This window comes from uncultured Sphingomonas sp. (genome assembly GCF_913774285.1).
Lineage (GTDB): Bacteria > Pseudomonadota > Alphaproteobacteria > Sphingomonadales > Sphingomonadaceae > Sphingomonas.
Genome location: NZ_CAJYHX010000007.1, coordinates 1 through 21,782 on the forward strand (window position 1 = coordinate 1; position 21,782 = coordinate 21,782).

Below are 21,782 nucleotides of genomic sequence, written 5' to 3' on the forward strand. Positions count from 1 at the left end.
TTCGTCACCCCGGACTTGTTCCGGGGTCCACCGGGCCGCGGGGGCAGCGTTCGAGCCTCTTGCCACCCCCCTCGCCGCGGAGTGGACCCCGGAACAGGGACCCCATCAAAGTAATACTTTGATGGGAACCCAAGTCCGGGGTGACGGGGGGAGTGGGGGAGCATTGTGGCCGCCATCAGCGGGCCAGCGTCCGTAGCACGGGCGTCTTGCTCATCGTGAAGACCAGGCGGCCGCCCTTCATCAGGTCGGCGTGGGCGATCCAGTTCTTGGTCCAGGGGCGGCCGTTGAGCGTGATCGACCGGACATAGGGCGTGTCGGCGGTGTTGCCCGGCGCCTCGATCGTCAGCTGCTTGCCGCCGGGCAGCGCGATCCGCGCGCGTGCGAACAGCGGCGAGCCGAAGACATAGACCGCCTCGACCGGATCGACCGGATAGAAGCCGAGCGACGAGAGTACGAACCACGCGCTCATCTGGCCGCAATCGTCGTTGCCGATGATGCCGTCGGGATCGTTCTTGTACATCTCGGTACACAGGCGGCGGACCATCGCCTGCGTCTTCCACGCCGCGCCGGTGTAGGCGTACATGTAAGCGGCGTGCTGGTCGGGTTCGTTGCCGTGCGCGTACTGGCCGACGAGGCCGGCGATGTCGGGCGGCGCGTTGGCGGGCAAGGTCGAGGGCGCGGTGAAAAAGGCGTCGAGCTGGCGTTCGAATTTCGCCTCGCCGCCCATATGCTCCATCAGGCCGTAGATGTCGTGCTGATTGAGGAAGGTCGCCTGCCAGCCGTTCGCCTCGGTATAGTCGCGCCACCAGGGCTTGGGCATGTGGCCCAGCTGAACCGGATCATAGGGCGTCCACCAGCTGCCGTCGGCGAAGCGCGGGCGCGCGAAGCCGATCGAGCCGTCGATTACGTTGCGCCAGTTGCCCGAGCGCGTGCGCAGCCGCTCGGCATCGCCCTTTTGGCCGATCGCGGCGGCGAGGTGGGACGATGCCCAGTCGTCATAGGCATATTCCTGAGTCCGGCTGACGCTCTCGAACCATTTGTCCGCAGGCACATAGCCCATGCGATCGTAGAGATCGCGACCCTTGCTGTTGTCCTTGTCGGGCGTGGTGAAATCGAAGCTGCGGCGGCGGATCGCCGGCCAGGCGGCTGCGTAATCGGCTTCGACCCCCTTGGCCTGCGCCTCGGCGAGCGGCACGACCCCGTGCCAGCCCATCATCGTGCCCGTCTCCTTGCCCTGCAGCGGCCAGACCAGTGGGCCATAGGGGGATTGGGCGGTCTGGCGGATCAAATCGTGGACCAGCGACTTGGTGCGATCGGGCGCGATGAGGGTGAGGAGGGGGTGGAGCGCACGATACGTGTCCCACAGCGAATAGGTGCTGTAGGCCGCGCCGCCCTTGGGCACGCTGTGGACCTGGCCGTCTATGCCGAGATAGCGGCCATCCGCGTCGGAAAACAGCGTCGGCGCGAGCTGGGCGTGGTAGAGCGCAGTGCTGAGGATCGTGCGCTGGTCCGCCGTGCCGCCATCGACCTTCACCGCGTCCAGCGCCGGTTGCCACCGGGCGGTGGCATTGCGGCGGGTGCGATCGAAGTCCCAATGTCCCGCCTCGGTGACCAGATTGGCGCGGGCACCGGCGACATCGACGCCTGAAATGCCGCAACGCACGAGAATCGGGGCCTTTCCTGCATCCGCATAGTGCAGGACCGCCTTCAGTCGCCGTCCGGTGACCTTGCGGCTGCTGGCGGGCTGTTCGGCATCGTCATCGCCGTAGAAGGTGATGCGATCGGGCTGGCGCGAGAGCTGGAGCGCGAAGAAGATCTTGCGGCCCTTGGCCCAGCGGAAGACTTGTCGCCGACCGGTGATGGTGCCGTCGGGCTCCACTTCCATCAGCGCGTCGGCGATCAGCGGCGGGCTGTCCGAGCTGTCGAGTACCAGGTGCGACAGATCGAGGAGGATATGCCCGGCACCGGAGGGAAAAGTATAGCGATGCCAACCGGTTCGCTCGGTAACGGTCAGCTCCGCCCGCACGCCGTTGTCGAGCGCGACATGGTAATAACCGGGCTCGGCATGCTCGTCATGATAGCGCTGACGATAGCCGGTCTCGGGCTTTTCGCGCGTGCCGGCCTCAAGCACTACGGGTCCCCGGGCGGGGACAACCAGCAGGTCGAGCATGTCGCCGATGCCCGTGCCCGAGAGATGGGTATGCGAGAAGCCCAGGATCGAGCCGTCGCTGTCATAATAGCCCGAGCAGGTCTCCCAGCGCTCGACGCCGGTATCGGGGCTCAGCTGCACCATGCCGAACGGCAGCGTCGCGCCAGGATAGGTGTGGCCAGTGCCGCCGGTGCCGATGAACAGATTGGGTGCAGTGCGGCGCGGCGATGTCGCCGACAGGGGACCGGGAATGGAGGCGGCGGCGAGGCCGATCGCGCTGGAGCCGAGCAGGTGGCGGCGGGAGAGGATCACAGCGTTTCCTGGAGCAGCTTGGGTTGTACCCCAGCGAGATGGACGAGCAGTTCGCCGAACAGGCCATTGGCCCAGGCGAACCAGTCGCGGGTGAATTTGGACGGGTCGTCCTGGTTGACGGCCTCATGGATGAAGCCGGTGCCCGCATCGCTATTGCTAAGCATTCTCAGGATATTGCGAAGCGTTCGCACATCGCTATCGTAGCTGAAACCGCGCATGATCAACGACATCGGCCAGACCTGGCCCAGCCCGACATGCGGGCCGCCGATGCCTTCTACGACCTTGCCACGCGACCAATAGGGATTGGCCTCGCTCCACGCCGCGGCGGCGGTGCGCTGCCACAACGGGTCGGTGCGATCGACACAGCGGAGGTAGGCAAGGCTGGAAAGCGACGGGACATTGGCGTCGTCCATGAAGATCGCGTTGCCGAAGCCGTCGACTTCATAGGCGATCACCTCGCGCCCGTCGCGCAGCCGCATCGTGCCGTAGTCGCGCAGCGCGGCCTCGACTTCACCGGCGAGGGACGTCGCATCGTTCGCAAGTGCGGAATCCCGCCGCGCTGCCATCGCAAGCGCAGCAAGTTCGCGAAGGACGGTCACTGCAAAGTGATTGGACGGGATCAGGAACGGGTAGGCGCAGGAATCGTCCGAAGGCCGGAATCCGCAATGAATCAGCCCCACCGGACGGCTGGGCGGGCCATAGCCATCGAGCATCAGCGTTTCGGTCGGCCGGTCGCTGCTGCGGAGGAAGCGATAGGGGCCGGGTCCGTCCTTGCGCTGCTGCTCGCGGAAGGTGCGGATCGTCGTGTGCGCGGCTTCCGCCCATTGCGCATCGAACGGCGTCGCGTCGCCCGTGGCCTTCCAATAATCATGGGCCAGGCGAATGGGATAGCAGAGGCTGTCGATCTCCCATTTCCGCTCGGCAACGCCCGGCTTCATCTCGGTCTTGTCGTGCAGCGCCCAGCTCAGTTCGGTGCGGGCGTTGGTGTCTTCGAGAAAGGCGTTGGCGTACGGATCGAGCAGGATGCAGCGTGCCTGGCGGGCGATCAGGCCCTGATAGAGGCGGCGCAGGTCGGCATCTTCCTTGGCGAGGTGCAGATAGGGCCGCACCTGCGCCGAGCTGTCGCGCAGCCACAGCGCGTCGATATCGCCGGTGATGACGAAGGCGTCGGGCTTGCCGTCGACCACCCCCATTTTCACCGTGGTGTCGAGCGTGTTCGGGTAGCAGTTGCCGAACATCCAGCGCAGCTTGGGATCGGCGATCTTGCTGGAAACACGAACAATTTCACGCTCTACCGCCTTGCTGACGAAGCGGCGATCCGCGGGCGCGGGGCGCTTGCTGACGAACGCGGGCGTGTCGGCGGCGAAGGCGGGCGTGGCGGCGAGCGCGAGGCCCGAGCCGAGCAGGGTACGGCGGTCCATCATTTCGGCAGCACCTGCGCATCGCCGTTCAGGGTGAATTCGGCCCATTGGCCGACGCCGTCGCCCGGCTGGCCGCCGCCGATCCACACGCGATAGGTGCCCGGCAACACCCGGCGGGTGCCGTCTCGTGCCACGCTGCTGATGCTGCGCGGATCGAGGCTGAACGACAGACTGGCCGATTTGCCCGGCGCGAGCGCGGCGCGCTGGAAGCCGGCGAGCTGGCGCTGGAGCACCGGCGTAGTGAACCCGCCCGGTTTGCCTGCGTCGGGCGTGACGACATAGACTTGCGCCACTTCCTCACCGCTGCGGTTGCCCGCATTGGTGAGCTTGGCGCTGACCTGCACCGGCTGGCCGATGCCCGTAGCCTTCACCGCCACGTCGGCATAGGCGAACTTGGTGTAGCTCAGCCCATGGCCGAAGCCCCAGAGCGGCTTGCCGGTGAAGAAGCGATAGGTGCGCTCCTTCATCCCGTAATCTACAAAGGCGGGAAGATCGTCGACCGAGGCGTAGAAGGTCAGCGGCAGGCGCCCCGAGGGGTTGTTCTTGCCGGCCAGCGTCTCGGCGATCGCGGTGCCGCCTTCCTCGCCCGGATACCAGGCCTCGAGGATCGCGTCCGCCAGCGACGGATCCACCGCCACCGCGCTGCCGCTGGTGAGGACGAGGACCAGCGGCTTGCCGGTCTTGCGCAGTGCCTTGAGCAGTTCGAGCTGCGGGCGGGGCAGCGCGATGTCGGTCCGGTCGCCGCCGACGAAGCCGGGGATCGAGACGCTGAGCGCCTCGCCCTCGAGATCCGGCGACAGGCCGAGCACCGCGACGATCGTATCGGCATTCTTCGCGGCGTCGAGCGCCTGGGCGAGCATCGGCTCGGCCGGGGGCTGCCACATCAGGCGCACGCCGCCATCCTCGCTGCGATGGTCGATCTCCATGCGGAACGGCACCGGCTTGCCGTCGCTGGCGACCTTCACCGCCACCCGCGCCTTGCCGAGCGGGCCGTCATGGAGCAGCTTGCCGTCTACCCATAGCCGCACCGCGTCGTGCGTGGTGCAATCCTTCCAGCAGGCGGGGATGTCGACCGCAAGCTCATACTCGCCTGCGCCCGGGGCCACGAACTCGCCGCTCCAGCGCACCGCGAAGCCGGTGGGATTCAGTCCCGGCACCGGCACGGCGCGGGCATAGTTGAAGTCGATGCGGCGATCCTGCCGGGTGGTGACGGGCGTACCGGTCACCGTCGGCGAGGCGAAATATTCGGCCTTGAGGCCCGGCTTGCCGTCGGCGCGGAAGGCGGTTTCCGGCATGATCACCGCGCCGCCCTCGGCCAGCTGTGATCCTTGCGCGTACAGGACGCGGTCCGCGCCGAACTGGCGGCGGATGCCGTCGAGCGGGGTCACCGGATCCTTGGCGGTGCCGTGGTAATTGCCCTCCAGCACGCCGAGATCATCGGCATTGGCGCCGATCACGGCGATGCGGCCACCCGGCGTGAGCGGCAGGCGGTCGCCGTCATTCTTGAGCAGCACGATCGCCTTGCGCGCGGCTTCCAGCGCCAGCGCGCGGCGGGCCGGGGTGCCGAGCTCGCTGGGCTTGATCTTGCTCCACGGATTGGCGCCGCCGAAGGCGATGCCGAGCGCACGGCGAGCGTCGAGCGCACGCTTCAGCGCTACATCGACTTCGGCCTCGCTGACCAGCCCGCGCTTCACCGCCTCGGGCAGCGCAGCATAGGTGGTGCCGCAGTTCAGGTCGTTGCCGCCCTTGATCGCGACCGCCGCGGCTTCGGCGGCATCGAGGCTGTAGTGGTGGAAGCTATGGATGTTCGCCACCGCGTCGCAGTCCGAGACGGTGAGGCCGGTAAAGCCCCAGTCCTTGCGCAGCTTGTCGTTGAGCAGCCCCCCCGACGCGCAGGCCGGGGTGCCGTGGATCGAGTTGTACGCGCACATCAGCGACTGCGCCTTGCCCTCGGTGATCGCGAGGCGGAAGGCGGGGGTGTAGGTCGATTCCAGGTCCTGCGGGCTGGGATCGACATCGAAGCCGTCGCGGCCCGCCTCGGGGCCGCTGTGCACCGCGAAATGCTTGGGCGTGGCGAGCACCTTGGGGTGCGCCGGGTCGGGACCCTGCAGGCCCTGGATGAAACCGATCGCGAGATGGCCGGTGAGGAACGGGTCCTCGCCATAGGTTTCCTGGCCGCGGCCCCAGCGCGGATCGCGGAAGATGTTGATGTTGGGCGACCAGATCGTCAGCCCCTCATAGATCTTGCGGTCGGCGCTCACCGGCCTGGCGTTGAACTTGGCGCGGGCCTCGGTGGCGACGGTATCGCCCACCTTGTGGAGGAGCGGCACGTCCCAGGTAGCGGCGAGGCCGATCGCCTGCGGGAACACCGTGGCGTAGCCGTCGCGGGCGAGGCCGTGCAGGCCCTCGTTCCACCAGTCATAGGCGGGCAGGCCGATGGTTGGATCGGCGGGGGCGGTGCTCTGGAGCTGCGCGGCTTTCTGCTCGATCGTCATCTTGGCGATGGCGGCGGCGACCGGATCGGGATCGCCGGCCAGGAGGAGCAGGGGGAGGAGGGGCATCAACGGGGTCCCAGCGTGCGAAGGGTGAGGGCGCGGGCGAGCGTAGCAGCATTCGCATCCGACGTGATGGTGAGGGTGCGGCTCTCGCCGGGCAGCAGGTCGAAGCCATTGTCGCTCGGCTGCGCGACGGTGGCGCCGAAATCGAGCATCACCGCGCGGGCGAGCGCGCCGGCGGTGACGGTCACCTGCTTGCCCTGCCAGCGCACCGATAGGCGCGGGGCCGGATAGGCCATGTCCTTGGGCAGCGACCGTTCGAGGATGGCGCGCGAGACCGGCTTGCCGTCGATCCACAGCTCGGCGACGGCGTAGCTGTCGGCCGGTGTTGCGGTGCCGAACAGGTCGGCGTCGGTGATCTTGGCGAGCTCGAGCGCGCCCGGCGAAAGGTCGACCTTCTCCGCCTTCGTGCCCAGCGGCTTGCCGTCCATGGTGAAGCCCTGCACGCGCCATTCGGCGGCGATCAGCTTGGTTGCGTCGGACACCGCGGCGAGGCGGGTCGCGCCGTCCTTGTGCTCGGCGACGATCGCCTGGGGCGCGAACATCCGGCGCGCCTCATACTGGAGCAGCTTCCACTGGCCGTCATAGTCGATGCTCGCCCAGCTGATCGCGGGCCAGGCATCGTTGAGCTGCCAGAAGAGCGAGCCCATCGTGATCGGCGCGCAGGCGCGGTGGTGGCGCGCGGCCATGCCGATCGCCTGCATCTGGTTCACCTGGGTCAGGTAGACGAGATCGGCGAAGTCGGCGGGCTTGCGCAGCCGCTGGTCGAGATAGAGCTGGAGGCGGCTATTGCCTTCGCCGGCCAGGAACTTCTGGTGCGCCTTGAGCACCGGGCTGTCGATCGCCAGCGGGCCGTTGCCGGCGAAACCGCGGATCGTCGACAGGTTCGGCATCGCCTGGAAGCCATATTCCGACATGAACCGCGCACAGCCGTTCAGGTAGTTCTCGACCGGCTTGGAGCCCGACCAGACGTCCCAGAAATGGCGGTCGCCGGTGGCGTCGGTATCAACCGGGCCGGTATAGTCGTTCGACGGCGAGCCCGGCCAATAGGTGGTGCCGGGCGCTTCCTTCAGCACCGCGTCGCGCAAGGTGCGATCGAACAACACCGCCATAGCGGCGCCGATCCGCTCCTGCTCGTCGGCGCCGACATTCTTCTTGAACGCCTTGCGATCGGACCAATTTTCCCAGCCCGACAGGATCTCGTTGCCGCCGTTCCAGCCGATAATCGACGGATGCGGCTGGAGCCGGGCGACCTGCTCCTCGGCCTCGATGCGGACATTCTCGCGAAAGGCCGCGTCGGGCGGGGTGATCGAGCCGCCGAACATGAAGTCCTGCCACACCATCAGGCCCAGCTCGTCGGCGGCGGCGTAGAAGGCGTCGTCGAGATAATAGCCGCCGCCCCAGACGCGGATCATGTTCATGTTGGTGTCGCGCGCGTCGGTGAGCATGCGGCGCATGCGCGCTTCGGACACGTTGTTGGGGAACATGTCGAAGGGGATCAGGTTCGCGCCCTTGGCGAAGATGCGCAGGCCGTTGACGCGGAAGCCGAAGCCGCCGCCCTGGGTGAGCAGCTCGACGGTGCGCAGACCGATGCGCTGCGACACGCGGTCGCTGACCGCGCCGTCTTCCTCCAGCGTGGCCTCGACCCTGTAGAGCGGCTGCGCGCCATAGCCCGCCGGCCACCAGAGCTGCGGCTTGGCCAGGGTGAGCGGCACGCTGACGGCGTTCTCGCCCGCACCGAGGGTGAGCGTGCGCGCGGCTTCGACGGTCTGGCCGTCGGGGCCGGTGATGCGGGTGCGGACCGTGACGGCACGCGCGCGGTCGCCGAGCAGCTTCCAGCGCGCCACGAGGCGGGCCTCGGCGGGGTTGAGCGCTTCCTGGTCGACCCGGAAGCCGTCGATGCGGGCGTCGTCCCAGGCCTCCAGCCGCACCGGGCGCCACAGGCCGATCTTCACCAGCCGCGGCGCCCAGTCCCAGCTGTAATCATATTTGGGCTTGCGGATATAGGGCGAGGTCTGCTTGCCTTTGGGCTCGTCACCGAAGGCGGAATCATATTCGCCGGGGAGCGGGAATTTCTCGGCCAGCACCATCGGTTGCAGCGTCTTGATCGGCGAGGCGATGGTGACGACCAGCTCGTTTGCACCGGCCTTGAGCGCCTGCTTGGCGTCGACCCGCCAGCGGCGATGGGCGTTGTCGGTCTCGATCAGCTTCTGGCCGTTGAGCGTCACCGTGGCGAAGGTGTCGAGCCCGTCGAACACGAGCTCGAGATGGTCGCGCGCCAGCATCGCGGGCGTGACGGTGAGCGTACGGCGGAACTGCCAGCGGGTGAGGCCGGCCCATTGGATCGGCGCCTCGTTGATGCCCTTGTAGGGATCGGGCACGCGCTTCGCCGCGATCAGGTCCTGCTGGACGCTGCCGGGCACCTTGGCGGGGAACCAGGCGGCTTCCTTCGGGTGCGCCTTGGTGGCGTCGGCGTCGCTGGGATCGATGCGGACCTGCCAAGCACCGTTGAGCGAAACCGACTGGCGCGGATCAGCCCAGGCTGGGGTGGCGAGGGCGAGCAGGGGAAGCAGAGCAAGAGCGTATCGACTACGCGTTCCCCTCCCGCTTGCGAGTTTCAGGTCGGTCAGGCCCCCGGCCTGACCTAAACGATGCGGGGCATCGTTTACCTGAAACTGGGCTAGGGGAGGGGCTGACGTGGAAGAAGTGCCGACACGGTGCAGCCCCTCCCCCGACCCCTCCCGCAAGCGGAAGGGGAGCGCAGGCTTCGCGGCCTTCACTTCGCGTTCTCCGTCAGCACCACGCGCTCGACCGTGTAGAACGGGTCACTGAGCGGTGAGGTGAACTGGAAGCACAGATCCTCGTCGCCGCCCAGCTTGGGCAGCGTGCCGGAGAAGCGGAACTGCTGCGGCGCCTTGGCCGGATCGGGCAACGGGAAGGTGGCGACGACGATCGGCTTGATCGACGGATCCTTGGCGGCGGCGATGCAGCGCGCGCGGACGATCAGCTCACCATAGGTGCTGACATTGTAATGCGCCCGCACCTTGTTGAAGTCGTGCGCCAAGCCATAGTTGCGCGGCGTGCGGGCGACGTCGACGGTGAAGCCCGTCGCGACGTCAAGCGGCGCGGCCGGATAGGCGGTGCAGGTGTCGAACAGGTTGACGTTGAACACCGGCGCATTCTCCTGCGCTTCGCTGTTCAGCGGCACGCGCAGGCCGAGCGCACCCTTGGGGCACGCCACCATGTCCGAGCTGGTGCGGGTGAGCAGCGCGGTCCGACTGGTGTCGAAAGCGCGCGGCGTCGCCGTCGTCACGCCTGCAGAGTCGAAGGCGGCGGCGGTGATCGTCGTGCCGGGCTTGAGCGTCAGCGGTGCCTTGTAGACCGGCGACTTGGCGGTCGGCTGCTTGCCGTCGAGCGTGTAGCGGATCGTGCCGAAGCCGGTCTGGGTGGTAAGCGCCACCTTGGCCTGGTTCGCGCGCAGCGCCTCGCCGCGGGTGCCCTGCAGCTTGTAATCGACCGCAAAGGCGCTGTCGGCGACTTCCATGCCCGAACGGCGCCAGCGCGCCATCTGCGGCTGGAGGCGCTGCACGAAGCCGGTGAAGTCGCGTTTGTCCTTGCCCGACCAGGTGATCTCGGCGATCGCCGCCGCGCGCGGGAACAGCATGTGCTGCACCTGGTAGGGCGTGATCAGATACTCGCTCCACGCATTGCCCTGCGCGCCCAGCACATGGCTCGCCTTGGCAGCGTCGATGCCCACCGGCATCGGCTCGTACTTGTACACATCGGCCAGCGTCTGGATCGACAGGCGGCCCGGCGGCTCGTCGCGGCGGTCGCTCTGCAGGCTGTCGAGATAGAGAGTGGGGGCGGGGGAGAGCACCACGTCATGCCCCTGGTTGGCCGCATCCACCGCGCCTTTCTCGCCGCGCCACGACATGACCGAGGCAGACTTGGGCAGGCCGCCTTCGAGGATCTCGTCCCAGCCGATCAGGCGGCGGCCATGCTGCTCGAGGTAGGCGCCGAACTGCTCAATCATCCAGCTCTGCAGCGCATTCTCGTCCTTGAGGCCCAGCGCCTTGATCTGCGCCTGGACCTCGGGCGAGCGCTCCCACTGGTCCTTCACCGCCTCGTCGCCGCCGAGATGGACATAGGTGCCCGGGAACACCGCCATCAGCTCGTCGAGCACTTCCTTGACGAAGGCGATGCCCTTGGGGCCGGGGTTGAAGAGATACGGGTTCACCCCCCAGTCGTGCGACACTTCGGTATGGTCGCCGAAGATGCCGAGTTCCGGATAGGCGGCGACCAGCGCCTGGGCATGGCCGGGCAGGTCGATCTCGGGGACGATCGTCACGCCGCGCTCGGCGGCATAGGCGACCAGCGCCTTCAGCTGCTCCTGCGTGTAGAAGCCGCCGACCTTGGGGCCGGGCGCGCCGCCGGTGCTCGGCGGGGTGCGCCAGCCGCCGATCTCGGTGAGCTTGGGATAGTGCTTGACCTCGAAGCGCCATCCCTGGTCGTCCGTAAGGTGGAGGTGGAGCGTGTTGAGCTTCACCGAGGCCATCTGGTCGACCACGCCATAGACGAACTCGATCGGCTGGAAGTGGCGAGCGACGTCGAGCATCAGCCCGCGCCAGCCGAAGCGCGGTGCGTCCTCGACGCTGAGCGCCGGCAGCTTCACCGGCTTGCCGAAGCCGTGATCGGGGCTGAGCAGCTGGGCGAGCGTCATGGCGCCGTACAGCAGCCCCCGATCGCCCGAGGCGGCGATGCGCACGCCTTTGGTGTCGACGGTCATCCGATAGGCTTCGGCGCCCTGAATCCCCGCATCGCGCTCGAAGCGGATCGCGCCGCTGGTGCCCGTCGCACCCAGCATCAGGCCGCGCTCCACCTTTACGTGTGCCACGAGTAGCTTGGCGGCGCCGGCAGCGGCGGTGTCGCCGGCGGGCACGGCGATCGCGGTGCCGTTCGCCACGGTGAAGCTGCCCTTGCCCAGCGTCACGCTGGCGGGGAGGGGGGTGAGCGGCGGTACGGTCTGGGCGAAAGCGGTCGAGGACAGCAGCAGTGCCGCCCAGCCGGAATGCCTTGCCGTTTTCAGGAACGCGCGCATCGGAAACTCCCCTCTTGTCGCGGCCGCCGAGCGGGGCCGGAGCAAGGGTGTAACCAATTTAGATCCTATCGGGCAACAGGCTTGCTTGGCCGGACATAGTTCTTTGCATTTAGCCTCTTGACCTCTACCGTTGAGGCTGTTGGTATCATCGTACCAATGTAAGTCCGTAGAGAAGCGGGTTCGCGCTGCGGGAAACCTGCCGTAGATGCGGTTGTCGGGGCTTTGGCAACGGTGTCGGGCAAGGGGGAGAGATGATGACGTTTTCGGACCAGATCGGCCGGTTTCGCGAGGGCAATCCGTCGCCGCTCTATCTGCAGCTGCAGCAACTGATCCGCGAGGCGATCAGCGGCAAGATCCTCAACCAGGGCGACGCGATCCCGCCGGAGCGCGACCTTGCCGTCGAATATGACGTGTCGCGCATCACCGTGCGCAAGGCGATCGGCGGTCTGGTCGAGGAAGGGCTGCTCACCCGCCGCCGCGGCGCGGGCACTTTCGTGGCAGAGCGCGTCGAGAAGAGCTTTTCCAAGCTCTCGTCGTTCACCGAAGACATGGCCGCGCGCGGCCGCGCCGCCAGTAGCAGCTGGATCGCGCGCTCCACCGGGCAGGTGACGCCCGAGGAGGCGATGGCGCTTGGCCTGTCGCCGGGCGCGGCGGTGCTGCGCTTCTCGCGCATCCGCTTCGCCGATGGCGAGCCGATGGCGCTCGAATTCTCGACCATCGCCGGCTACTGCCTGCCCTCGGTCGATGCGGTGGGGGACTCGCTCTACACCGCGCTCGAAGCCGCCGGGAACCGCCCGGTGCGCGCGCTCCAGCGGCTGCGCGCGGTGCCGTTCCTGGGCGAACACGCCAAGATGCTCGGCGTCGATCCCGGCCATGCCGGGCTGCTGATCGAGCGCCGCGCCTTCCTCCGCGACGGCCGCCCGGCCGAAGTGACCCGCTCCTATTATCGGGGCGATGCCTATGATTTCGTGGCGGAACTCAGCGACGTCTGAGCCGCCCCTACCTGCCTGAATTTCGGAGATTGCTGCATGGATCGTCGCCAGTTGCTGCTCGGCAGCGCGGGGTTGGGGGCGCTTGCCTCGCTGGGGCTGCCCGAGGCCGAGGCGGCCGCCGCGCGCGCGGTGGAGGGGGATGCCTTCCCGATGCCCGCGCCCAAGACCGCACTGATGCCGCGCCTGCCCGACGGCGATCCCACCCGCACCCGCATCGAGCGCGGCTGGCGCTTCCATGAGGGCGACGTGCTGCCGACGCCGCTCAAGGACCATGACGATACCTATGGCAGCGTGAAAGCCGGCAACGCCCGCGGCGCCGCCGCGCGCGATTTCGACGACAGCGAATGGGCCGAGGTCCGCCTGCCGCACGACTGGGCCTCGTTCCAGCCCTTCGAGCAGACCGCCAATGTCTCGCAGGGCTATCGCAAGCGCGGCATCGGCTGGTACCGCCGCCGCCTGACGCTCGATCCCGCCGATCATGGCAAGACGATCGAGCTCCACCTCGACGGCGTCGCCACCAATGCGACCGTGTGGGTGAACGGCAGCGTGGTCGCGCACAGCTGGTCAGGTTATGCCAGCATCCTGATCGACATGACGCCCTTCGCGCGCTTCGGCGACGAGGACAATGTCATCGCCATCCGCGTCGATGCCGAGGCGATGGAAGGCTGGTGGTATGAAGGCGCCGGCCTCTACCGTCACGCCTGGCTGGTGCGCCGCGGGCCGGTGTCGATCGTCACCGACGGGGTACATTGCGATCCGCGCAAGACCGAGACCGGCTGGAACGTGCCGGTGACGGTGACCGCGGGCAATATCGAGCGGGCGCCGGTGGCCGTCGCGGTCGAAGCGGCGTTGCTCGATCCCAGCGGCAAGCGCGTCGCCTTCGCCACCACCGCGGGCAGCGTGCCGGTGCTCGACCGTGCCGAGCTTTCGATGACGCTGAGCCTGGGCAATCCCAAGCTCTGGTCGGTCGAGACGCCGACGCTCTACACCGTCCACACCCGCCTGCTGCGTGACGGCAAGCTGATCGACGAGCGGCGCACCGCGATCGGCTTTCGCACCGTCCGCTTCGATGCCGACAAGGGCCTGTTCGTCAACGAAAAGCCAGTCAAGCTCAAGGGCGTGTGCATCCACCAGGACCATGCCGGCACCGGCGTCGCGCAGTACGATGCGCTGCTCGGCTGGCGGCTCGAGCGGCTGAAGGCGATGGGCTGCAACGCGATCCGCATGTCGCACAACGCGCCGACCGCCGAGCTGCTCGACTGGTGCGACCGGATGGGCTTCCTCGTCATGGACGAGAACCGCCATTTCAACCCGGCGCCCGATTATCTCGCCCAGCTCAGCTGGATGGTGCGGCGCGATCGCAACCATCCGAGCGTGATTCTCTGGTCGGTGTTCAACGAGGAGCCGATGCAGGGCACCGAGGCGGGCATCGAGATGGTCCGCCGGATGGAAGCGGCAGTGCGCAAGCTCGACGACAGCCGGCCGGTCACCTCGGCGATGAACGGGTCCTTCTACAACCCGCAGAACGTCTCCTCGGTCGTCGACGTCATGGGGTTCAACTATTACCAGGGCGAATACGACAAGTGGCACGCGCTGAACCCGACGCGGCCGAGCACCAGCTCGGAGGATACCAGCGCGTTCGAGACGCGCGGCGCCTTCGCCAGCGATCCGGCCTCCCATGTCATCACTTCCTATGACGACGAAGCTGCTTCTTGGGGCAACACCCACCGCAAGGCGTGGCAGCTGATCGCCGCGCGCGAGTTCATCGCCGGCGGGTTCGTCTGGACCGGCTTCGACTATCATGGCGAGCCGACGCCCTATGAGTGGCCGACCATCGCCAGCTTCTTCGGCATCATGGACCTGTGCGGCTTCCCCAAGACCGCGTTCGGCATCCACAGCGCTGCCTGGATCGACGATGCGCCGGTCGTCTGGCTCGCGCCGCATTGGACCTGGCCGGGCAAGGAGGGGCAGAACATCAAGATATTCGTCGCCTCCAATGCCGAGAGCGTGACGCTGCTGCTCAACGGCAAGGTCGTTGGCACCCAGAAGGTCGACCGGCTGCAGGGCAATGAATGGCAGGTGCCGTACGCGCCGGGCCGGCTGGAAGCGCAGGCGATGCGCGGCGGCAAGGTCGTCGCGCGCATGGTGCACGAGACCGCCGGCAAGCCGGTCGCGCTGCGGCTCACGCCCGCGCGCACGGTGATGGCGGGCGACGACGAGGATGTGCAGCCGATCACCATCGATGCCGTGGACGCCAAGGGCCGCCACGTGCCGACCGCCAATCTGATGACCAACTTCACGGTGGACGGGGCGAGCATCATCGGCGTCGGCAATGGCGATCCGAACAGCCATGAGCCCGAGAAGGGCAATGCCCGCTCGCTGTTCAACGGCCTCGCGCAGATCCTGGTGCAGGCGGGCACCGGCCGCGGCAAGATCACCGTCAAGGCGACCGCCGAGGGGCTGAAGCCCGCGCTGCTGACCATCGACCGCGCCGACATCGCCGCGCGCCCGCAGGTCGGCGTTACCCCGCCGCTGATGGTGCTGGGCGACTGGCGTCGCTCGGGGCAGACGGCGGACAAGCCCAGGCCGGGCCTGGTGCCGGACAACAACAGCTGGGCGTTCCTGCGCAGCGCGATGCCGACCCCGGCCGAGCCGCAGCCGGGCTGGCGCGTCTACAACAACCGCCTCACGCCCTGGAAGCGCATCGCCGCGGGCGGCGGCACGCTGCGCTTCGCCAGCGTTGGCGGGCGTGCGGAACTGTGGGTCGACGGCAAGAAGCTCGCCGAGAAGACCGATGCCGCGCCGGCACCGCTCGAGGCGGCCTTCCCGGCCGGCAGCGGGCAGCGCACCGTCGAGCTGATCGTCCAGGCCCCGGCGGGGCAGCCATCCGGGCTGCTCGGTAAGGTTACCCTCACGCCGCGCTGACCGGATCGGGGTGGGGCGTTAACCAAGGCCGTTCACGCCTGGTTTGGGGAGGCCCGATAGGGCTTCCCCTCCAGGGGGGCGGCATGAATCTTCTCATCGGGTGGCTGGTCGGCGAGCGCGTCGGGCGTGCCTTTCGCGCGCATGATTTCGCGCGGGGCAATGCGCTATGGGGCCTGTTCCTGTGGTGGGCAGTCGGCTGGCTCGGTGCGACCGCCGCCTTCTACAATCTCGGCAAGGCTTGGGTGCTGCCCGGCTGCATCGGCGCGATGAGCGGCGCGCTGCTGCTGTGCCTGCGCCGGCCGCTCGCCTCGGGCGTCAAGCAGGCGATGCTCAACGCGATCGGTTATAGCGCACGCTGGGTGATGGCGATCAGCGCCGGCTATGTCGCACTGCGCATCGTCTGCGCGGCGATCTATGGCGAGGTGCAGGCGCATGGCCTCGCCGGGCTGCCCTGGCAGAGCTTGCAATTCGCCTCGCTGCTGTTCGTCGCCGGAGCGAGTGTGACGATCGCGGTGAGCGGGATCTTCGCTGCCGATCGCCTGCGGCTGGAGCGCGAGGGCAAGGCGCGGCTGCGCTGGCGTGAGGCGGAGCGGCAGGCATCGGACCGTGAGGAAGCCGCCGCACCGCCGCCGGTCGTGGTGGAAGATGCCTGGTGGGTCGTCCTCGAAGTCGCGCCTGACGCCAGCGGTGCCGAGGTTGAAGCCAAGGGGCGGGCGCTGCTCAAGCAATATCACCCCGATTTCTGGATCTCCGCCCCGAGCCACCTCAAGGCGCAGGCCGAGCACCAGACCATCCGCATCCTCCAGGCGCTCGCTGCCGCGCGGGCGGCGCGGAAGGCGGATTGCCCGGCTTGATTGGAGGGGTTAATCCGTTGCGCCCATCTGCTTACGCACAACAACGGACGCTGGACGTCCACAAGCGAGCCGGTAAGCTGACCGCGGTCAATGCTCCTCCAGTTGGGAGAAAATGATGCTTTTGGCCCTTGTACTGTCGTTCGCCGCAACCGAGCGGTGCGTCGAGGTCAAACAGCAATGCCGTGCCTGCGCGACCATCGACGGGAAACAGCGTTGTTCTAACATCGGCATCGCGTGCCAACCCTCCGCCCGCTTATGTAAGCCCGAGCGGAGCGTAACGATCTCCGGTCATCCAAACGGAAGAAAGGTGAATGCGCACTAGCGCTTCACTCGAGGCCATGGATAAGCACCGCCAATCTCTCGAAAGCGGAGGGGAGCATAGGGCCGATGGCAATTGAATTGCTGACCGCCGACGATGCCATCGCGCGGATCAAACTGTGCGCCGCGACCGGCGAAATCGTGCTCGGCGTGGACGGGATCGAGGCATCTGCCGGACGCAGGATCGGTCGGCTCGATCTTATCCTTGATCTCTCAGCGCAAGGCATCACGCCCGAAGCGGCCGAACAGGAAGCGATCCGTTTCGTGAGAACACACTCGGCCAGCAACCTATTATTCGACGTTGTGACGCAGCGTGCGGAGAACGTCGCCGAACGCCCCGGTTGAGGTCACTCGCGAATAACGCCAGATTGCGACGATGGGAAAGCGATCAGGTGTTCCACACCGCGACGATGCATTGGAGCGGCTCGGTCTCGAAGAGCTCCAAGCGGAGCTTGATCGCTCGCGATCTCGTCAAGCTATTGCCCCGTCGACTAAAATGGCAAAGCGATGGGATAAGCGCGTTCATTGGCTGGAGTCCGAGATAGCGCGGCGAGGGTGAACGTCCGCGCCAGATCCAACTTCGCCCGTTCGCGTCAATCGTCGGCCGCAATTCGAACGCCGCAGTCGGCGCCTTGCGACCTCCGCAATGTTCCCCATATGTACTAAGATCGCAAGGTGCAAGCGACCGCTCTTTGACCCCGCTACTGTTGTATTCCTGCGCGTGGGCCGATGCGCTTCGCGAGCTCGGCTTTCCTCGGCGCGTAGCTCCCGCCGCAGGTTCACGATCCTAAACTTCCTGAATTTGACGTGCCCGTGCTGGCCCGGCGAGAACCAGCTCAAAAAGCGCGCGAGCCTAAACTTCCTGAACTTCTGTCGGCGAACGCGCCGCACGCGAACCGCCTGAGCGCGACGCCGCGGGGTCAGCCCCGCAGCGTCGCCAGCACTGTCGTGTCGCCCAGCAGGTGCACCACGTTCGTCGAGGGGCGGGCGAGGCCGCGCAGGCCAAGCCCCAGCAGTGCGTCGCCATCCACTTCGGCCGGGTTGCCGAGCTCGACGCGCAGGCGATTGTCGTGGGCGCTCACCGCACGGACGTTCGCCGCGCCGCCCAGCGCCGCCAGCGCCGCCGGCTGGAGCGCCACCGTCGCCGCGCTGATCGGGGCTGCGGCCGGTGCGGCAGGCGCTGTCACGCCGCCGCGCGCGGTCGCGTCGCGGATCTCGACCGCCACGACATCGGCGATCGGGCCGAGCACCACCTGCAGCGCGCGCTCCGAAGGACGCAGGATGCCGTGCGCGCCGAGCGCCTTGAGCGCGGCATCGTCGACCACGCCCTGGTCGGCGACGATCAGGCGCAGGCGCGTGGTGCAGGCGCCGATCTCGACCAGATTGGCCGAGCCGCCCAGCGCGCGGGCAAAGGCCTCGCCGCGGCTCGACGGGGCGACAGCACCCGCGTCCGCGACGACCGGCGCCTCGGCTTCACGGCCCGGCGTCTTCAGGTCGAAGCGGCGGATTGCCCAGCTGAAGATGCCGTAATAGAGCGCGAAATAGACCAGCCCGACGGGGATCAGCAGCAGCGGCTTGGTCGCCTTGCCGAAGTTCAGGACATAGTCGAACAGCCCGGCGGAAAAGCCGAAGCCGAGCTTCACGCCCAGCAGGTCCATCACCACCATCGCCACGCCGGTCAGCACCGCGTGGACGACGTAGAGCGCCGGGGCGAGGAACATGAAGCTATATTCGATCGGCTCGGTCACGCCGGTGAGCAGCGAGGTGAGTGCAAGGCTGAACAACAGGCCGCCCACCGCCTGACGGCGCTCGGGAAGCGCTGCGCGGTAGATGGCGAGGCAGGCGGCGGGCAGGCCGAACATCATGACGGGGAAGAAGCCCGCCATGAACGCGCCCGCGCTCGGATCGCCGGCGAAGAAGCGGCGCAGATCGCCCGTCGCGCCGTTGTAATCGCCCTGCACGAACCAGAACACGTTGTTGAGGATGTGGTGCAGGCCGGTCACCAGCAGTACGCGGTTGAGCAGGCCGAAGGCGAACAGGCCGAAGCTGCCCGCACCCGCAATGCCATGGCTCAGCGCATCGACGCCCGCGCTGATGTGCGGGAAGCCGACGCCGACGATCACCGCGATGGCGAGGCCTGCCAACCCGCTGACGATCGGCACGAAGCGACGGCCGCCGAAAAAGGCGAGATAGGCCGGCAGCTTGATCGCCGAGAAGCGGTTGTAGAAGCCGCCGCCGATCAGACCGGAGGCGATGCCGATCGGCACGTCGAGCCGGGCGACCGCCTTGGCCTTCCATGCCGCGACGGCGAGCGCCGCCTGGTCCTTGTCGAGCCCCGCGCCGATCGTGTCGGGCACCGCGAGCAGGCTCTTGCCCGCCTCGGTCGAGACGAGGAAGCAGACGATGCCGGCCAGTGCGGCGGCGCCGTTGCCGTCCTTGGCATAGCCGGTCGCCACGCCGATCGCGAAGAGCAGGCCGAGATGCGAGAACAGCGCGTCGCCGGCGGCGCTGACAAAGGCGATGTTGAGCAGGTCGGGCTGGCCGAGCCGCAGCAGCAGGCCGGCCACCGGCAGCACCGCGATCGGCAGCATCAGCGCGCGGCCGAGCGGCTGGAGCGTTTCGAGGATCTGCTTCATGCGGTGAATTCCCGGGCAAGGCGGCGGACATCGGCGGCAGTGGCGCAGGCCAGCGCGGCGGCGGCATGGGCGCGGGCGCGCTCGAGCGTGAGGGTGGCGAGCAGCGCCTTCACTTCCGGCAACACCGAGACGGTGGCCGAAAGCTCGGTCACGCCGAGGCCGACGAGGATCGGCACCGCCAGCGGATCGGAGGCGAGGCCGCCGCAGACGCCGACCCAGCGGCCGCGGGCGGTCGCGCCCCGGCAGGTATCGGCGATCAGGCGCAGCACCGCGGGGTGGAGCCCGTCGATGCCGCTGGCGACCGCCGGGTTCCCGCGGTCCATGGCGAGTGTGTACTGGGTGAGGTCGTTGGTGCCGATCGACAGGAAATCGGCTTCGGCGGCGAGCAGGTCGGCCGTTGCCGCCGCAGCCGGCGTCTCGACCATGATGCCGAGCTCCACCTTCTCTCCGATGCCCAGCTCGCCGCGCAGGCGGTCGAGCACCGCGCGGACGGCGCGCAGCTCGCCGACGCTGGCGATCATCGGCAGCATGATCTTGGCGATGCCGATCGGGCGCACGCCGAGGATCGCGCGGAGCTGGTCCTCCAGCACCTGGGGATGGGCCAGGCCGACACGGATGCCGCGCAGGCCCAGCGCCGGGTTCTCTTCTGCCGCGATCGGCAGATAGGGCGCGGGCTTGTCGCCGCCAATGTCGAGCAGGCGGATGATCAGCGGGCGGCCCTGCAGCGCGTCGGCGATCGCCTGATACTCGGCGGTCTGCTCGGCCACGCTGGGCGGCGTCTCGCGATCGAGGAACAGGAACTCGGTGCGCAGCAGGCCGCTGCCCTCGGCGCCCGCCGCGACGGCGCGCTCGGCATCGCCGACCGAGCCGAGATTGGCGAAAACTTCGATACGCGTGCCGTCGGCGAGCCGGGCTTCGGCCCCCGCCGCCGCACGGGCAGCGGCGAGCGCCGCCGTGCGGGCGTCGACACGGGCCTGCGCCTCGCTGCGCTGCGCCTCGTTCGGTGCGACGCGGAGCGTGCCTGCACCGGCGTCGAGGATCAGCGTCTCGCCTTCCTGCACGGTGCGCAGCGCCGAACCCATCGCGACCAGCGCGGGGATGCCGAGGCTGGCCGCGAGGATGGCGACATGTGAGGTCGGACCGCCGCGCACGGTGGCGAAGCCCGAGACCTGTGCCGGATCGATCGCGGTGACCTGCGAGGGGAGCAGGTCGTCGGCGAGCAGGATCGTGCCTTCCGGGAACACCAAGGTCGCGTCCTGCACGCCCTCAATCGCCGAGACGACGCGGCGCTCCAGATCGACCATGTCGTCGGCGCGCTCGGCGAGGTGCGCGTCGCCGCTCTGGCGAAGCAGTTCGGCCTGCGGGCGGATCGCCTGGCGCCAGGCCTGGCCGGCACTCGCGCCGTCGAGCACTGCGGCGCGCGCGGCTTCGAGCAACTCGGGATCGTCGAGCATCGACCGGTGCGCGGAAAGGATCGAGCGCATCGGCCCGGCCGCGTGGCTGAGATCGGCCTCGATCGCGCGCACCACCTTGGCGATGCCGTCCTCCAGCCGCGCGCGCTCCAGGCTCGCCCCCTTGCCGATCGGGTCGATCGTCAGTTCGGGGAGGCGGAAGAAGCGGGCGGTGCCGATCGCAAGGCCCGGCGCGGCGGTGACGCCCGCCAGCACACCGGGTTCGTCCGAAACCGGCGCGGCGACGGGGGCAGGGGGGGGAGCCGGGGCAGGTGCCGAAGCGGGATCGGCCTTCTCGCCCATGCCGCTCTCGATCAGCGCGGCGAGCGTTGCCGCGGCTTCGTCGGCGCGGCCGCCCTCGGCGGTGATGCGGATCGTGTCGCCCAGCTTGATGCCCAGCGTCATCAGCCGCACCGGGCTGCGCGCATCTGCGCTCTGCTCGCCCTTGGTGATCGTCACCTTGGCGGCGAACGGGACCAACACTTCACGCAGCTTGGCGGCGGGGCGGGCATGGATGCCATGCGCGAGCGGCACGACCACGGTGCGCGTCGCGGTCTCGCCGACGATATCGGTGGCGGCCTCGGCAACCGCGCCCGCGCGCGCGATGGTGAAGATCGGCTCGCCCGGCGCGACCAGCCCGCTGCCGCGCTTGCCCGTCAGCGTCAGGCCGTACTGGCCGATCAGCAGCACCGGCGTCACCACCGAGGGCGCGCCGCACACCACCGCATCCAGGTCGAAGCGGATCAGCACGTCGCCCATGCGCACCTGATCGCCCACCTTCACCTGCGGATCGAAGCCCGTGCCAGCCAGCTGCACCGTATCGATGCCGATATGCATCAGCAGCTCGACGCCGTCGCCGGCGCGCAGCGTGATCGCATGGCCGGTCGGCTGGAGCACCGTCACTTCGCCGTCGCAAGGCGCGTAGAGGCACCCCTCGGTCGGGTCGATCGCCACGCCGTCGCCCAGCATCCGCTGTGCGAAGACGGGATCGGGAACCTCCTCCAGCGGCATCAGCCAGCCGGCCATCGGCGCGCCGATGGCAAGGGCCCCGGCCGAGGCGTCGTCATAAGA

The 21,782-nt window shown here is 68.3% G+C and carries 11 protein-coding genes; 4 read left to right on the forward strand and 7 right to left on the reverse strand.

Annotated features, from left to right (window positions below):
* Positions 1 to 175: 175 nt before the first annotated feature.
* The 5 genes from QZ670_RS02985 to QZ670_RS03005 all read right to left on the reverse strand — a co-directional run bounded on the left by QZ670_RS02985 (position 176) and on the right by QZ670_RS03005 (position 11,535).
* Entirely contained in the window at positions 176 to 2,461 is a 2,286-nt protein-coding gene (locus QZ670_RS02985; protein ID WP_294252004.1) for a GH92 family glycosyl hydrolase, read from the reverse strand.
* Complete coding sequence (locus tag QZ670_RS02990; RefSeq protein WP_294252007.1) at positions 2,458 to 3,885, reverse strand: glycoside hydrolase family 125 protein; 1,428 nt, start codon at positions 3,883 to 3,885, stop codon at positions 2,458 to 2,460. The genes QZ670_RS02985 and QZ670_RS02990 overlap by 4 nt, the downstream gene beginning before the upstream one ends.
* Entirely contained in the window at positions 3,882 to 6,443 is a 2,562-nt protein-coding gene (locus QZ670_RS02995; RefSeq protein WP_294252010.1) for a glycoside hydrolase family 3 C-terminal domain-containing protein, read from the reverse strand. The genes QZ670_RS02990 and QZ670_RS02995 overlap by 4 nt, the downstream gene beginning before the upstream one ends.
* A complete protein-coding gene (locus QZ670_RS03000) occupies positions 6,443 to 9,058 on the reverse strand; it encodes a glycoside hydrolase family 2 protein (protein WP_294252393.1) in 2,616 nt (871 codons plus the stop codon). The genes QZ670_RS02995 and QZ670_RS03000 overlap by 1 nt, the downstream gene beginning before the upstream one ends.
* A 155-nt stretch (positions 9,059 to 9,213) precedes the next feature.
* Positions 9,214 to 11,535 carry a family 20 glycosylhydrolase gene (locus tag QZ670_RS03005; protein ID WP_294252013.1) on the reverse strand — a complete coding sequence of 774 codons (2,322 nt, stop codon included), beginning with the start codon at positions 11,533 to 11,535 and terminating at the stop codon, positions 9,214 to 9,216.
* Between the two features lie 254 nt (positions 11,536 to 11,789).
* Here QZ670_RS03005 and QZ670_RS03010 point away from each other — a divergent pair, with 254 nt between their 5' ends.
* From QZ670_RS03010 to QZ670_RS03025, 4 genes are all read left to right on the forward strand, one after another.
* Positions 11,790 to 12,527 (forward strand): GntR family transcriptional regulator, encoded by a 738-nt coding sequence (locus tag QZ670_RS03010; protein ID WP_294252395.1) that lies wholly within the window; start codon positions 11,790 to 11,792, stop codon positions 12,525 to 12,527.
* A gap of 36 nt (positions 12,528 to 12,563) precedes the next feature.
* A complete protein-coding gene (gene galA, locus QZ670_RS03015) occupies positions 12,564 to 15,452 on the forward strand; it encodes a beta-galactosidase GalA (RefSeq protein ID WP_294252015.1) in 2,889 nt (962 codons plus the stop codon).
* 83 nt (positions 15,453 to 15,535) lie between these two features.
* Positions 15,536 to 16,306: a hypothetical protein gene (locus QZ670_RS03020; RefSeq protein WP_294252017.1), complete on the forward strand. Its 771-nt coding sequence runs from the start codon at positions 15,536 to 15,538 to the stop codon at positions 16,304 to 16,306.
* A 387-nt stretch (positions 16,307 to 16,693) separates the two neighbouring features.
* Positions 16,694 to 16,969: a hypothetical protein gene (locus QZ670_RS03025; protein WP_294252020.1), complete on the forward strand. Its 276-nt coding sequence runs from the start codon at positions 16,694 to 16,696 to the stop codon at positions 16,967 to 16,969.
* A gap of 575 nt (positions 16,970 to 17,544) precedes the next feature.
* Here the strand turns inward: QZ670_RS03025 and nagE are convergent.
* Positions 17,545 to 19,260, reverse strand: coding sequence for an N-acetylglucosamine-specific PTS transporter subunit IIBC (nagE, locus tag QZ670_RS03030; protein ID WP_294252024.1), 1,716 nt, complete (start codon positions 19,258 to 19,260; stop codon positions 17,545 to 17,547).
* On the reverse strand, positions 19,257 to 21,737 hold the full coding sequence (ptsP, locus tag QZ670_RS03035) for a phosphoenolpyruvate--protein phosphotransferase (protein ID WP_294252027.1): 2,481 nt from the start codon (positions 21,735 to 21,737) through the stop codon (positions 19,257 to 19,259). The genes nagE and ptsP overlap by 4 nt, the downstream gene beginning before the upstream one ends.
* Positions 21,738 to 21,782 lie beyond the last annotated feature (45 nt).

Bases quoted from the DNA above. Each gene is read 5' to 3' on its own strand.
- QZ670_RS02990 (WP_294252007.1), bottom strand. From the start codon at position 3,885: ATGATGGACCGCCGTACCCTGCTCGGCTCGGGCCTCGCGCTCGCCGCC.
- QZ670_RS02995 (WP_294252010.1), bottom strand. From the start codon at position 6,443: ATGCCCCTCCTCCCCCTGCTCCTCCTGGCCGGCGATCCCGATCCGGTC.
- QZ670_RS03005 (WP_294252013.1), bottom strand. From the start codon at position 11,535: ATGCGCGCGTTCCTGAAAACGGCAAGGCATTCCGGCTGGGCGGCACTG.
- QZ670_RS03010 (WP_294252395.1), top strand. From the start codon at position 11,790: ATGACGTTTTCGGACCAGATCGGCCGGTTTCGCGAGGGCAATCCGTCG.
- galA (WP_294252015.1), top strand. From the start codon at position 12,564: ATGGATCGTCGCCAGTTGCTGCTCGGCAGCGCGGGGTTGGGGGCGCTT.
- QZ670_RS03020 (WP_294252017.1), top strand. From the start codon at position 15,536: ATGAATCTTCTCATCGGGTGGCTGGTCGGCGAGCGCGTCGGGCGTGCC.
- QZ670_RS03025 (WP_294252020.1), top strand. From the start codon at position 16,694: ATGGCAATTGAATTGCTGACCGCCGACGATGCCATCGCGCGGATCAAA.
- nagE (WP_294252024.1), bottom strand. From the start codon at position 19,260: ATGAAGCAGATCCTCGAAACGCTCCAGCCGCTCGGCCGCGCGCTGATG.
- ptsP (WP_294252027.1), bottom strand. From the start codon at position 21,737: ATGGCCGGCTGGCTGATGCCGCTGGAGGAGGTTCCCGATCCCGTCTTC.